The organism is Pseudoalteromonas sp. MMG033, assembly GCF_057197785.1.
This window is the reverse complement of sequence record NZ_CM170070.1, coordinates 2,014,861-2,028,985: the sequence shown is the minus strand read 5'-3', so window position 1 is coordinate 2,028,985 and position 14,125 is coordinate 2,014,861. Positions and strand designations below refer to the sequence as shown.

At 42.7% G+C, this 14,125-nt stretch carries 10 protein-coding genes and 1 tRNA gene; 5 read left to right on the top strand and 6 right to left on the bottom strand.

What is annotated here, in order from left to right; genetic code table 11:
• Positions 1 to 26: 26 nt before the first annotated feature.
• Together argS and prfC are read right to left on the bottom strand one after the other, a co-directional pair.
• Positions 27 to 1,769 carry an arginine--tRNA ligase gene (gene argS / locus AC2CZC_RS08875; RefSeq protein ID WP_484584533.1) on the bottom strand — a complete coding sequence of 581 codons (1,743 nt, stop codon included), beginning with the start codon at positions 1,767 to 1,769 and terminating at the stop codon, positions 27 to 29.
• Positions 1,770 to 1,832: 63 nt separating this feature from the next.
• Positions 1,833 to 3,422: a peptide chain release factor 3 gene (prfC, locus tag AC2CZC_RS08870; RefSeq protein WP_063362491.1), complete on the bottom strand. Its 1,590-nt coding sequence runs from the start codon at positions 3,420 to 3,422 to the stop codon at positions 1,833 to 1,835.
• Positions 3,423 to 3,742: 320 nt separating this feature from the next.
• On the opposite strand from prfC, the gene AC2CZC_RS08865 reads away from it, so the two are divergent.
• Both AC2CZC_RS08865 and AC2CZC_RS08860 read left to right on the top strand, forming a co-directional pair.
• On the top strand, positions 3,743 to 4,477 hold the full coding sequence (locus AC2CZC_RS08865; RefSeq protein ID WP_484584532.1) for a thioesterase II family protein: 735 nt from the start codon (positions 3,743 to 3,745) through the stop codon (positions 4,475 to 4,477).
• 208 nt (positions 4,478 to 4,685) lie between these two features.
• The gene (locus tag AC2CZC_RS08860) at positions 4,686 to 6,014 is read left to right on the top strand and encodes a hypothetical protein (RefSeq protein WP_484584531.1); all 1,329 of its coding nucleotides are present in this window, start codon (positions 4,686 to 4,688) and stop codon (positions 6,012 to 6,014) included.
• Positions 6,015 to 6,016: 2 nt separating this feature from the next.
• Here AC2CZC_RS08860 and AC2CZC_RS08855 read toward each other — a convergent pair whose 3' ends face one another.
• Positions 6,017 to 6,622 carry a DUF6151 family protein gene (locus tag AC2CZC_RS08855; RefSeq protein ID WP_484584530.1) on the bottom strand — a complete coding sequence of 202 codons (606 nt, stop codon included), beginning with the start codon at positions 6,620 to 6,622 and terminating at the stop codon, positions 6,017 to 6,019.
• 119 nt (positions 6,623 to 6,741) lie between these two features.
• Here AC2CZC_RS08855 and efpL point away from each other — a divergent pair, with 119 nt between their 5' ends.
• From efpL to AC2CZC_RS08840, 3 genes are all read left to right on the top strand, one after another.
• Complete coding sequence (efpL, locus tag AC2CZC_RS08850; protein ID WP_039612087.1) at positions 6,742 to 7,314, top strand: elongation factor P-like protein EfpL; 573 nt, start codon at positions 6,742 to 6,744, stop codon at positions 7,312 to 7,314.
• Between the two features lie 184 nt (positions 7,315 to 7,498).
• On the top strand, positions 7,499 to 10,216 hold the full coding sequence (locus AC2CZC_RS08845) for a basic secretory protein-like protein (RefSeq protein ID WP_484584529.1): 2,718 nt from the start codon (positions 7,499 to 7,501) through the stop codon (positions 10,214 to 10,216).
• Positions 10,217 to 10,419: 203 nt separating this feature from the next.
• On the top strand, positions 10,420 to 13,149 hold the full coding sequence (locus AC2CZC_RS08840; RefSeq protein ID WP_484584528.1) for an ATP-binding protein: 2,730 nt from the start codon (positions 10,420 to 10,422) through the stop codon (positions 13,147 to 13,149).
• Positions 13,150 to 13,166: 17 nt separating this feature from the next.
• On the opposite strand, the gene rimI is transcribed toward AC2CZC_RS08840, so the two are convergent.
• The 3 genes from rimI to AC2CZC_RS08825 form a co-directional block, all read right to left on the bottom strand.
• Positions 13,167 to 13,619 (bottom strand): ribosomal protein S18-alanine N-acetyltransferase, encoded by a 453-nt coding sequence (gene rimI, locus AC2CZC_RS08835; RefSeq protein WP_484584527.1) that lies wholly within the window; start codon positions 13,617 to 13,619, stop codon positions 13,167 to 13,169.
• Positions 13,603 to 13,890 carry a hypothetical protein gene (locus tag AC2CZC_RS08830; RefSeq protein ID WP_063362484.1) on the bottom strand — a complete coding sequence of 96 codons (288 nt, stop codon included), beginning with the start codon at positions 13,888 to 13,890 and terminating at the stop codon, positions 13,603 to 13,605. Before AC2CZC_RS08830 ends, rimI begins: the two co-directional genes overlap by 17 nt.
• Before the next feature lie 72 nt (positions 13,891 to 13,962).
• Positions 13,963 to 14,039, bottom strand: a tRNA-Trp gene (locus AC2CZC_RS08825).
• Positions 14,040 to 14,125 lie beyond the last annotated feature (86 nt).

The following is a 14,125-nucleotide window of genomic DNA, read 5'->3' as shown; positions in this document are numbered from 1 at the left end:
TTTTTAACATCACACATAGATAAAGCTTACATTTGCTCCATCACTTCAATGCCTAACAAATCTAGACCTGTGTGTAGTGTTTTAGCCACTAAATTACATAGCATCAAGCGACTTTCTCTTGCTTGTTCTGTGACATCGTCTTTCAAAATAGGGCACGCCTCGTAGAAAGACATATATAAACTCGCAAGCTCATATAAGTAACCACATAATACGTGTGGCGTCGCTTCATTGATCATTAGATCAAGCACTTCTTCCAACTGCAGCAGCTTAAGCGCAAGCGCTTTTTCTTGCGGCTCTGTGATAGCGATATTACCAGCCAAGGTTGCACTATCCACATTTGCTTTACGGAAGATACTCTTAACACGCGTATATGCATATTGAAGATATGGTGCTGTTGCGCCTTCAAAGCTCAACATCGTATCCCAGTTGAAGATGTAATCACTGGTGCGATGCTTTGATAAATCGGCATATTTAACCGCGCCAATACCCACTTTACGGGCGATCTCCGCACGTGCTTCCTCTGACAGTTCAGAAGCACGCTCAGCCAGTTTATCCGACGCTCGGCCAACCGCTTCATCCAACAAATCTGCAAGCTTAATCGTACCACCTGTACGAGTTTTAAATGGCTTACCATCATCACCCATCATGGTACCAAATAAGCTTGGCTCATAGCTGGTTTTTTCTTTTAATAAACCTGCTTTACGCGCTGTGATCTCAACTTGATTGAAGTGAAGACCCTGACGTGCATCCACAAAAATCAAGATACGGTCAACATCAAGTTCATTTGAACGGTAATCACACGCCGCTAAATCTGTTGTAGAGTATAAGAAACCACCACCTGATTTTTGTACGATGAATACTGATGGCTCACCATCTTTATTCGCTAATTCATCAAGGAAGACCACTTGTGCACCTTGGTCTTCTACCGCAATGCCTTTTTCTTTGAGCAGTTCGATCACACCATTAAGACGCGCGTTATATGCACTCTCTGCTTTGATGTCTTCACGACCAAGGGTTACGTTCAGCTTTTGGTAGACTTCTTCAGAGTGTTTTACTGATGTATCGATGAATAAATGCCACAATTTTTCACAGTGCGCATCGCCACCTTGTAATTTTACAACATAGTCACGGGCTTTATCCGCAAAACCTTCTTCATCATCAAAGCGTTTTTTCGCATCACGGTAAAAGCTTTCTAAATCAGCCAGCGCTACCGCCTCAAGATCAATACCTTGCTCAAGTAAATCTTCAAGGTGTGCGATCAACATACCAAACTGAGTACCCCAGTCACCCATGTGATTTTGACGGATAACTTTATCACCACGGAATTCAAGGGCACGCACAACGGCATCACCAATGATGGTCGAACGCAGATGACCAACGTGCATTTCTTTTGCAAGGTTTGGCGATGAATAATCCACAACAACTTTATGTGGCGTTGTGTGTTCTGCTACACCAAGTTTTGCATCTTGGTTAGCTGATTCTAAGCTAGATGCTAAGAACTCAGGTTTTAGATGAATATTGATAAAGCCTGGGCCTGCGATTTCAGTTTTTGCAGCAACATCGTCGATATCTAAGTTATCAATGATCTTCTGTGCAACTTCACGCGGATTCGTTTTTAATGCTTTTGCGGCACCCATTGCACCATTGATTTGGTAATCACCAAATTGCGGGCGAGTAGATTGTGTAACCGCTGGGTTTGTGCCTTCTGGAATGCCCGCAGCTTGCATCGCTGCATTGGCTTTTTCAATTAATAGAGTTTTGATATTCATTTGTTATCCTGTGATCCTTGCCAGCCATCAAACCAGCAAGGTTAAATTCAATTTAAGCGCTTATTAGTGTTCACGTGTATGGTGGAACTTAACATCAGGATAGCGTTCCATTGATAAGTTTAAATTTACACGGCTAGGTGCAATGTAAGTTAAGTTATCACCACCATCAAGGGCCAAGTTTGCTTCGCACTTGCGTTTAAACTCAGCCATCTTCTTATCGTCGTCACACGTCACCCAACGGGCTGTTTGTACCGCTACACTTTCGTAAATTGCATCTACGTTATATTCAGCTTTGAGGCGCGCTACAACCACATCAAACTGAAGCACACCGACCGCACCAACGATTAAGCTGTTATTTTGTAGTGGTCTAAATACCTGTACCGCACCTTCTTCTGACAGCTGTACTAAGCCTTTTAGCAGCTGCTTTTGCTTAAGCGGATCTTTTAAACGAATGCTACGGAATAATTCTGGCGCGAAATTTGGTATACCGCTGAATTTCAGCTTTTCACCTTGTGTGAAGGTATCGCCGATTTGGATTGTACCGTGGTTATGCAAGCCAATGATGTCACCAGCGTATGCCTCTTGAGCACGCTCACGGTCGCCCGCCATAAAGGTTACCGCGTCGGAGATACTGACTTTTTTGCCAATACGCACATGATCCATCTTCATGCCTTGCGTATATTTACCCGAAACAATACGCATAAAGGCAATACGGTCACGGTGTTTAGGGTCCATATTCGCTTGAATTTTGAATACAAAGCCTGAGAACTTTTCTTCTTCCGCTTTGACTTCACGCTCTTCCGTTTGACGTGGCATTGGCGTAGGCGCCCACTCTGTTAAACCGTCAAGCATATGGTCAACACCAAAGTTACCTAATGCAGTACCAAAGTAAACGGGTGTTAGCTCACCCGATAAAAATAACTCATGGTCAAACTCATTGGATGCACCGATCACCAGCTCTAGCTCTTCGCGAAGCTGTTCGGCTAACTCATCACCGATTTCGGCATCTAGATCTGGGTTGTCTAAGCCCTTAATGATGCGCTTTTCCTGGATAGTATGGCCTTGACCCGTTGCGTATAAAATCGTTTCATCACGATGAATGTGGTAAACGCCTTTAAATTCCTTACCGCAGCCGATTGGCCAAGTGATAGGCGCACACATGATGTTCAGTTCTGTTTCAACTTCGTCCATCACTTCCATTGGGTCACGGATATCACGGTCAAGTTTGTTCATGAAAGTCACGATTGGCGTGTCACGTAAGCGAGTAACTTCCATTAATTTACGTGTTCTATCCTCAACACCTTTTGCCGCATCGATCACCATTAGACATGAGTCAACGGCAGTCAGCGTACGATAAGTATCTTCAGAGAAATCTTCGTGTCCCGGAGTATCTAGTAGGTTTACCAATGCATCATTATACGGGAACTGCATCACCGAGGTTGTTACCGAGATACCACGCTCTTTTTCCATTTCCATCCAGTCAGATTTTGCGTGCTGGTTTGAACCACGACCTTTTACCGTACCGGCTTTTTGTAACGCCTTTCCGAATAAAAGCACTTTCTCTGTAATGGTGGTTTTACCCGCATCCGGGTGAGAAATAATGGCAAAAGTACGGCGAAGCGATACTTCTTGCTGGATACTGTTGTTTGACATTGAAAACTCTACTTTTGGCTTATCTGAGTGTGACTATTCACTGATAACACTCGGCTGTGAACACATATCCGCGTATTGTCTCTGATCCTGACTATTTTAACAACTTATCGGCGTATAAATTGCCGATAATCGGCTTAACTTTTACATAAACAAAATCAATATGCTCGATATTGAGCGAAATACGGCTATTTTTGATAACCAATATCAGCTAACCGCTCAGTGTCATATTTAAATTATCAATTCATCACAAAAGCCCCACTATACAAATGTGCTCAAGTTGCTAGGATAAGCGCCATCAACACATAATAAAAATATAACCAATGACAAAACTCTTTTTAATTCCGAAACCTAACCCGCATGCAACCCTGCGATTATTTTGCTTTCCGTATGCTGGCGGATCACCTAGTATCTTTATGCCATGGCTAAACCAGCTGCCAGACAACATTGAGCTGGTATTGGTACAATTACCGGGACGCGGTGCACGGTTAATGGAAACGCCTCACAATAAAATGAGTTCGATTATCGATGAGTTAATGCAACATAGTAGTTTTATCACTCAAAAGCCCTGTACCTTCTTCGGTCATAGTTTGGGCAGTAGAGTTGCCTATGAACTCGCGTTAACATTACAGAAAAATAACCAGATATTGCCTTTAAAAATAATCGCGTCAGGCAGTCGCGCACCACATTTAGAAAGTCACAAAACTCCCATCTATCATTTACCTGAGCCTGAATTTATCACTGAACTGCGCGATCTCAATGGCACGCCAAAGGAAGTGTTAGATAATGCGGAGCTCATGGAGTTATTTTTACCGCTGCTGCGAGCTGATTTTGAAATTGCCGATTGTTACCAGGCAAAAGAGCAACCGCTTCCAATCCCCATTGATGTATTTTTTGGTCATGACGATATCGATGTAACACCCCCAATGGTTGATGCTTGGCAAGCACTATCTGCGTTACCAATTAAGAAGTATGCTTTCAATGGCGACCACTTCTTCATTAACACCCACAGTGAAACTGTGGTCAAAACAGTATCAGAGCTACTTCCCTCAAACTAAGAAAGGCTCAATCGAGCCTCTATCTCCTCTTTTTATTCATTCCCCCCTATCTTTACGCTAACTTTTTTCGACAGTCATAGACTTAGGTACACATTAATATTTAATATATAATGCTAGGTTAACATTCGACCTATAATTGTAATCCATATATAAAAGTCAGGTTGATGAAAAGTCGAAGCCGTGTCATTCAGAGAAAAAGGAAGCAAAAGTGAGAAATGTATTGATGTTATCTATGCTGATACTCACTCTAAGTGGTTGTAAAAGCTTAGTTGAGAAAGGACATAATCTGTTCCAAGCAGGCATGTATACGCAATCAGCAGAATATTATGAACAAGCATTACAAGAAGACCCCCATGACATTGAAGCACAAAAAGGTCTACTGCAAGCTCGCAACAAAATTTTAGATAAAGGCCTAATTGATGTGCGAATGTTACGGTTAGGTGGCAACCCAACTGGTGCAGTCATTAAATTAGAATCTTTGTTGCGTAATCAAATAGCATGGCAAATCGAACCATTTGGGCCAATCGCGAATACACAAACGGAAGAAATCGACTACGCAACTCTCTGGTTAAAGCAGCGAGCTGCACAGCTTGGTCAATCTCAGTTTCCTGATAAATTCCGCTATTTTGAACATAGATATGCTTTTTTAATCAGTAATGCTCAATTGCACAGTCAATTCAGTACTTATCGTGCCGCTTTGCAAAATAAAGCCCACGCTCAGTGCACGCGTATGTCGACTAAAACGACTAATGAACGTTTTTACTTACGCCAGTTCACTGAAAAGTACTGCATGGCATGGGATCTACCGCAAGAATTGGCCATAATTACACAAGACCCAACTCGTTACTCCAATATCCAGCTTACGCCGCACTTCAAAGTAAATTTACACCGAACAAGCAGGCAGTCAAATTCGCTCAAAACCGCCTCGTCAGAGTTAAAGCAAATATTTCGAGAAAGCCTTTGGTATAACCCTGTAGGTAAAAACACATTCAAACTCAAATTTGACGCACACCTAGAACACACAAGAAAAGCAAAGCTTGTAAATAGGCATACTCACTTCACACTCGTTGAAGAAAAACAAAGTAAAACAAACCCTTCGGATACATTAGACGTCGAAGTGAAAAAAGCATTTCGCTATCCTGTTACCGAGTTCACAGAGCAATTTAGTGTCAGTGCAAAATATGAAGGCATCATTGGTCAACAGCAGATAGAGTTTAGCGTTGATGATAGTCAAACCCACTATACACAAAGCCATCAGGCTGATTTCCCTCAGCTCAATATCAAGCCAATGAAAGCAACCTTTTTAGATGTAGACAGTAAACTTGATAAGCAACTAACCACACTACAACAAGATTTTAAATCTCAGTTAGATCGCGTGTGGATTGACACCCATTGTAATGGCTTAATCGGTGCACAATATGGCGAATACATCTTACGTTGTGGCAAAATCTCACCCGACAATGAGTTTGTAAACAGTTGGTTTAAAAAACAGTTTGGTTTGAATTACCAAGAAATGGCGACCTTGTACGCACTATAACTCTAGCTTTTCTTATCGACAAGGCAATAGGGTTTCACCAATGGCTCACCTTGTCGATAAAAAGGCGATGGGGTGTTTTTTCCCAGCAGTCGCCAAAGCACCAATTTCAATACCAAATTGGCAACCACCCGCTTATGTGACCAAGGCCCTTTGATTTCTGTTGGGATCGCTGCACTTGCAAATTTACAAAATACACTGCCTGAGGGCGGACCTACAACCTCATCTAAATTATCTTCAATGCAACTGTGTAATAGCCCAACCAATGGCCAACGCGCGCTCATCGTATTGCCAAGTGGGCTATTACAACAACTTGCAAACCATCGGTGCACACCTTTTCGCGTGACGGTAAGACAGGCTATTTCTTCTTGCCCATGCGTAAATGTGAGTTGTGATGCGCTCACTTGAAACACATCTGAACCGCCATATTCATTAAGAACATTTTGCTTCGCTAAGTGTTTCACAAAGGCTTGGCAATCATCACAATAACAAACCACACGATTGTGAAAAAGCCGATTGCCACATGACACAACCCCGCGCACTTTGCCACATTGGCATTTCACATTCACACACTTGTCCATCGTATTCTCCACTGGATTAGGCTTGTTCATATTGTTGCTTTTCATACACTCTAACAGTGCTTTACAACACAATAAAATGCAAGTGGTGCTTGGCCTAGAGCCGGCTTCATGCTAGTTTGCTGCAAAACAAAATAAATTTGGGAATTACTATGCCAAAGGCCAGTGAAATAAAAAAACATGCGGCGATTGAATACAATGGTCGCGTCATGATTGTACGTGATATTGAGCGTTCAGTACCACAGGGTCGCGCAGGTGGTAGCCTATACCGTATGCGCATGTACGATGTTGTCAACAATGGTAAAGTAGACGAGACGTTTAAAGCAGAAGAAATGCTTAAACTCGCTGATTTAACGCGTCGCCCTGCGATGTTTTCATATATCGATGGTGAAGAGTATGTCTTTATGGATGAGGAAGACTACACCCCTTACCACCTCAATAAAGAAGCGATTTCAGAGCAGGTTTTATTTATCAATGAAGATACTAAAGGCCTATCTGTTGTGGTTGTTGAAGGCAGCCCTGTATCGGTTGACTTACCTTCCAGCGTAGAGCTTGTGATTGAAGAAACGGCACCATCAATTAAAGGGGCATCTGCCAGTGCGCGTACAAAGCCGGCAACACTTACGACAGGCCTAATTGTCCAAGTACCTGAGCACATTTCAACAGGCGATAAAATCAAGATCAACACGACTGAAGTTAAATTCATGAGTCGTGCAGATAGTTAATTTTACCTATCGAAATAAACAAGCCGGTTATTCCGGCTTTTTTATTGTCTTTGTAACTTAACCCCCTACTTTTTTCTGTTTTATCTCTCCTCTAGTGTAATTAATGCTTTGAATTGCTGTTATTTTGTGCCAATAATAAATGGAACGTTCCAAATAATAACAATCAAGAGAATGGGAGTTAATCATGAAAAGGTTTGCACTTTGTGCTTTGGCACTTGCTATCCAGTCTGTATCTATACACGCGCACACAGGTCATACACATTCGCCATCACACAACAATGAAATCAACGAATGGCAAGATAAAAACAACTACAAAAAAGGCCAACGAGTCACGCACCAAGGTGCAATTTATCAAGCAAACTGGTGGTCTGAGGGCGACTCGCCTGCCATTAATACTTCAGGGGCATGGCAGTTTGTACAATTCATCAATCATGAAAATAATACCCCAAACCCTTGGTTGCATGCTCAGGTATACACCAAAGGTCAAATCGTTGCCTATAAGGGTGAGTTGTTTGCAGCTAAATGGTGGACATTGAATGAAACCCCAGATGAAAGCCAAGTCTGGGCCAAAATCGCCCATGATAAAAAGAACGATCCAATTTCGCAAATGAGCCTAATTAGCAATGACGTTGTGCTCAGTGAACAAAAAGCGGAATCACCTGCAGGCGAGGCTATAGATAATGCCTTTGATGGCGATCCCCGCACTAAATATGTCACACTCAAACCACAAGGATGGGTACAAGTCTCTTTAGCGCAGCCACAGAGTTTAGCGAAATATCAACTCACATCAGCAAACGACGCGCCGGGTAGAGATCCACACACATGGACGCTGCAAGGTTCTAACGATGGCGAAAACTGGCATGTCATTGATACACAGTCCGAGCAAACTTTCAGTAAACGTTTCGAGCAAAAAACCTATCATTTAAATGCGGTCAAGCCTTATCAACATTATCGCTTTGATATGACCCACAAAGGCACGGATGATTGGGGGTATGATTTGCTACAAATTGCTGAAGTTGATTTATTTACCAACACGCAACTCCCTATTGCCGGTATTGCCAGCGATGCAAGCACTATATTTATTAATGAAGCATTAACGCTGAAAGACACCAGCCTTAATCAACCAAATAGCTTTGAATGGCGATTTGAGCAAGGCACACCAGCTACCAGTTTGGCCAAAGACCCACAAGTCACCTTTAATACACCCGGTGTGAAAACAGTAGAATTGGTCACATATAATTGGCATGGTCAAAGTGACACGGCTAGTCATAAAGTAAAAGTGGTTGACCCCGCAAACCCTTGGCATGGATTTGCTTACCCGGAAATCAAATTTGCCCACGAAGATACGCAAAGCGAAGGCTATAAACGCATTCACAGGCTATTTCCTAATTTAGAAAAAACCATCAATGACGTTACATTACAAGTAAACCAATATTTATATAAGCACTATGGTGAATCACCTGAGTTTGACTCTGTTACATTTAGTCTTAAGTGGATGGATACCCTAGCCTATCGAGCAGGCTCTGGCCGAAATATGGAAATTGCGTTCAGTACCAAATATATTACGGAATCTTTAGCCAACGCCAGCGATGAAGAAGTTATTTACGAATTGCTCGGTGTATTCTGGCATGAGCTTGTTCACGGTTATCAACACTTTCCAACAGGCGCAATGGCCGATGATAATGAAACTCACGCCATTGTTGAAGGCATTGCCGACCTTGTTCGGATCCGAGCTGGTTTCCACGCCACACGCAGCCCCTCACCGTCTAAAAACTGGCTAGGAGGTTACACCAATACCGGGTTCTTTTTATCATGGATCCAAGACAATTATGATGATGATTTTACCTATAAGATCAATCAAATGGTGCTAACGAGTCAACGTGAAGGTTGGGAATGGACATTAGAAGAAGCACTTAAACGCACCTTAAATCAAGATATCAATACCCTATGGCAGAAGTACCAAGCAACGTTGGGCGCGGCACCTGAAGCCCCCGCTATCCCAGAAGATCAAATTAGCTTGGTGAGTTTAGGCACAGATATAAGTGCCTCAGCACAGCCTGCAGACCCTATCTATGATATTGCAAAAGCAATCGATGGCGACCGTTATACTAAATACTTGACGATAAATAGTCAGTCTGAGGTAACCTTTTCTACCCATGGCGCAGGAAAACTTAAATCCTATAGACTCACTGTCGGTGATAACCAACCAAGCAGGGATCCAAGTGCATGGACCTTATTAGGCTCTCAAGATGGTGTCACATGGCATGAGGTGGATAGCCAATCTAGTCAAGTATTTAGCCAAAGGTTAGAAACACGAGAATTCTCAGTCGACCAAGTACCAAGTTATCAATACTTTCAATTCAACTTCACCAATAGCGGACAACAAAGCAATGGTGAGTCAGTATTTCAAATCGCCGAAATCGACTTATTAGCTGATAAAGCCACAGTAACTTTACCCGTCGTATTAGAAAACTTTGTTTTGCTTGGCGGTGAGCTCAGCGCTGAGCATGAAGGATTTAGCCAATGGGGCGAGGGCTATCAAAGTGCATTTGATGGCAATTATGAAAACAAGTATGTTGCGCTTACGGACAAGGGGTGGCTGCAATTTATTGCCAATCAACCTCGTATCCTCAGTGCATACAGCATAACAAGTGGCAACGATGCGCCAGAACGAGACCCGTCAAGCTGGACGTTACATGGTTCAAATGATGGCGTGCATTGGCATATCATGGATACACGTCAATCTGAACAATTTACTGAACGCAATCAAACACGTACTTTTCGTATTGAAAACACCACTGCGTTTACCCATTACCGTATTGACTTAACGCACACTGCTACTGACAGTAATGGCAATAACTTACTTCAACTATCAGAAATAGGCTTTTTTAGCGCTAAATAGGTAATGAGTGGAGGCAAGGTTTTTTTACCTTGCCTTTATTCTTTGCCAAACCTTACACAGTTATAGTGCCTTTTATTTAATCCCAAACATCATCCGACACAGCGTAAAAACTTGAGAAATCAGACAAGCCATCATATGATCCAATATTGCACGGTGAATGGATCGTTTGGCGGATTTTAAAGCAAATATGGATATCGGGAAAGATGAAAACCAGTAAGCTCAGTATCAGGTTACTTTGGTATATAACACCACTGGTGATTTTGCCTTTGTTGTTTTTAGGTGGCTTTACGCTAACCAATGTTACGAGCTCTACTCAAAAGCAAGCAAAACTGATAGTTGGCCGTTTTGTTGAACAGCAGCAACAAAAAATGTTCAACTACATGGAAATATACCAATCAACCACAAAACTGCTTTCCACATCCCCAGTGCTGAGTGATTTTCTACTCTCTCCACCTGACAAAGAACCACTGCAAAAAAAGCATTTAGGCGTACTGCTTACGTCGTCTGATGAACAGAAACTTAAAACAAAGCGTTTGGGTGCGCTTATGGATGTCTTTGCAAGTTACAGTGAAGCCTATCCAGATATTCTCAGTATCAATTTGGTCGATGCAGATGGTAAAAGCCATGCTTTCTATTCGAGTAATTTAAGTTTTGCACCCGATGATTACCCATTTTTTGACCAAGTACTCAAAAGCAACTTAAGACAGCAACAGTATATGCTGCCCGCCAAAGAGGGCGGAACGCAACTCTATTTTGTGCAACAAATTTATAGCGTTAACTTTCATCTGAAAAGGCCACAACGCCAAGGCTATATAATTGTTCGTGTCGCTCCCTCAATCATCAGCAGCAGTATACTTGAGGCGCCCTACGACAATACGTTAAACTTATTGGTCTCTACTCAAGGAGAAGTCCTGTTCTCTTCTGATGGGCAGTTCACATCGACTTATCTGTCTGACGAGGAAATGGCCCAGATAAGTTCCTTGGCAGATAGAGGCAAGTTAGATTCAGTCGTCCTGCCCTCGGTAGATGGACTAAAGCGCATGACCTACAGCGCGCAACTCAGCGGTGGTTATTATTACATTTCCACGATCCCCAAAAGTATTCTCTACCAATCTGGGAAAGCGATCAGCTTGATCACCGCTTTAATCGTTATCCTCTCTGTGGTGACCTTACCAGTACTCATCTTTATTGTGGTTCGGAACCTCCTGCTGACACCAATTGAATTACTTGGCGAGGCAAGTCATCGTGTTGGTGACGGAGACTTGTCTGTCTCGTTGCCAGCCCATGACGACGACGAAGTTGGCATCTTGTTTGATGATTTCAACCACATGGTAAAACAGATCCGTGATTTCCAAGGCGAATTAGAAGATTATAAACTCCATCTAGAAGAAAAGGTGGAAAGCCGTACCCGAGCGCTAGAAGAAATGAACAGTCAGCTAGAAATCGCCATCACCGAAGCTGAGCAAGCCAACCAACTTAAAAGCCGCTTTTTGGCCAATATGAGTCACGAGATCCGCACCCCTTTAACTGCAATCATGGGCTTTACTGAACAGCTACTGCACAACCCTGGCGCTAAAAATTCAGATTTACACTTAGACACCATTTTGCGAAATTCAAAGCATTTATTAGAACTTATCAACAATATCCTAGATTTGTCTAAGATTGAGGCAGAAAAGCTCGCAGTTGAAAAAAACCGCATTGAGTTCCTACCTTTAATAAAAGACATTGAGTCCATTATTCAGCCACTCGCAGAAGAAAAGCATCTTGAACTTAATCTCAATTACGCCTTCCCGCTACCAAAAGTGCTTCACAGTGATGAGACGCGTCTGAAACAGATTTTACTTAACATTGCCAGTAACGCCGTTAAATTTACCGAACAAGGGTTTATATCTATTAACATTGATTTTAATACCCAGCATGATCAGTTTATCTTTACTATCAAGGACACGGGTATTGGTATGTCAAAAAGTGAGATGGAACGTGTATTTAAACCTTTTGAACAGGCAGATACCACCACCACGAGACGGTTTGGCGGTACAGGGCTTGGTTTGTGTATTTCCAAAAACCTTGCCCAATTGCTTGGTGGCGATGTGCAGGTCAGCAGTGAGCAAGGCAATGGCAGTACATTTACCATTACCATCTCAGCGAATCATGTAAACCAAGACATAGAGTGGATTGAATGTGATACCCACACTCACAGCCAAACCAGTAGCTCGCAAAAACTCGCAGAGACTCAGCTTGAAGCAACAATACTCTTAGCAGAAGATAACAAAGATAACCAAGAGCTGATCTCCTTGTTGTTAAGCTCTTGGGGGCTTACTCCCGATATTGCCAATAACGGCGCGGAAGCAGTAGAGATGTCTCTCATCAATGACTACGACTTAATCCTGATGGATATGCAGATGCCAGTGATGGGGGGCTTAGAAGCGACTGAGATGCTAAGGCATGCCGCTTATGATGGTCCGATTGTCGCACTGACAGCGAACATCATGAAGCACGATATTGATACCTACTTAGCAGCAGGATGCAATGCCACACTAGGCAAGCCCATTGATAGGGAGAAGTTAGGCGCGGTACTACTCGAGTTTTTAGAGCTCGCCAGCGAAAATGCCTCTAAGTGGAATAACCTGCTTAAAAGTGAAAAGTTCCTGCAGATAAGCCAAAATTATCTAGAGAAACTACCTGAACAACTAGACCTTGTAGAAGCACTTTATGAAAACCAAGAATGGGAATCGCTGCGCGCCCTGGCGCACAGCTTGAAAGGCAGTGCTGGCTGCTTTGGCTTTAGCAACATTCACTGTGCTGCCGGAGATTTAGAAAATAGCTTGCAAGGTAATAACAAAGCACAGTGGCAATACACCACACTGCAGCTTACTCAAGCAATTCAATACACTTTAGACAATGAAAATGTGCAACTGCAAGCTGTTCGCTAAGCGCAACTACGCTTTATTCACTCTGTGAACTGCAGCCCCATTAAAATAGCGTCTTCTTTACCAGTTTGTGTCGGGTAGTAGTTTTTTCTTCTACCCATCACATTCAGACCCACCTTTTCATACAAAGCAATCGCTGATGTATTCGATGCTCTAACTTCAAGAAATAGGTTTTCCGCCTGCTCATCTCGACACCAAGTGATCAAGGCCTGCATTAACTCAGTTGCAATCCCTTGACCTTGGCTATTTGGATGCACACAGATATTCATCAAAGTATAATCAGGGCCCGCTCGCTCAGCGATAAAGTACCCGACCAATCCCTGCTCACTATCGCGACACATATTAAAATAACGTCCACCAATACATGAGACGAGCGTTTTTTCGCTCCAAGGATGACTGTGGCAAGCATTTTCAATCTCCATGACCTTATCTATCGGAAATTGTCCGAGCACGTCTTTATGCAGATATTGCATGAGATATCACCTGCCATAGATGTTGCTTTTGCTGAGCATTTAATGTGTCGCTAGGCAGCATCAGTGTACTGCCGTTTAAGGCGATTGAATCCCCTGACACCACCACTAAGTCAGTACAATTTAAAGCAAGGGAAATGTCTGCTGTCAATTGCGCAGGCAGCTGCAAATGGATTGGCGCATTTGACCCATCTTCCGAAGCCACTTGTGTGTCATAGCGCGCTTTGAGTTTGAGTGGTGTTAAGCCAAGTAATTGAGCATGTATCGGATGCATGATAAAAACACTTTTTATACTGAGTCTAAATGGTAGTAGTAAAAGATTCAATTACGTGGGAAAAGTAAGAAGTGGCAGGGGCGGCAGGACTCGAACCCGCAACCATCGGTTTTGGAGACCGCTGTTCTACCAATTGGAACTACGCCCCTGCAATGTCGACGCATTATAAAGAGCTTTTAGAAAAGGTAAAGAGGAAAAATGCATTTTTTTGTTTGTTTGCGCTTTTTATAAACAA

Coding starts and splice junctions, on each gene's coding strand:
- argS (WP_484584533.1), bottom strand. CDS start 1,769: ATGAATATCAAAACTCTATTAATTGAAAAAGCCAATGCAGCGATGCAA.
- prfC (WP_063362491.1), bottom strand. CDS start 3,422: ATGTCAAACAACAGTATCCAGCAAGAAGTATCGCTTCGCCGTACTTTT.
- AC2CZC_RS08865 (WP_484584532.1), top strand. CDS start 3,743: ATGACAAAACTCTTTTTAATTCCGAAACCTAACCCGCATGCAACCCTG.
- AC2CZC_RS08855 (WP_484584530.1), bottom strand. CDS start 6,622: ATGAACAAGCCTAATCCAGTGGAGAATACGATGGACAAGTGTGTGAAT.
- efpL (WP_039612087.1), top strand. CDS start 6,742: ATGCCAAAGGCCAGTGAAATAAAAAAACATGCGGCGATTGAATACAAT.
- AC2CZC_RS08845 (WP_484584529.1), top strand. CDS start 7,499: ATGAAAAGGTTTGCACTTTGTGCTTTGGCACTTGCTATCCAGTCTGTA.
- AC2CZC_RS08840 (WP_484584528.1), top strand. CDS start 10,420: ATGAAAACCAGTAAGCTCAGTATCAGGTTACTTTGGTATATAACACCA.
- rimI (WP_484584527.1), bottom strand. CDS start 13,619: ATGCAATATCTGCATAAAGACGTGCTCGGACAATTTCCGATAGATAAG.
- AC2CZC_RS08830 (WP_063362484.1), bottom strand. CDS start 13,890: ATGCATCCGATACATGCTCAATTACTTGGCTTAACACCACTCAAACTC.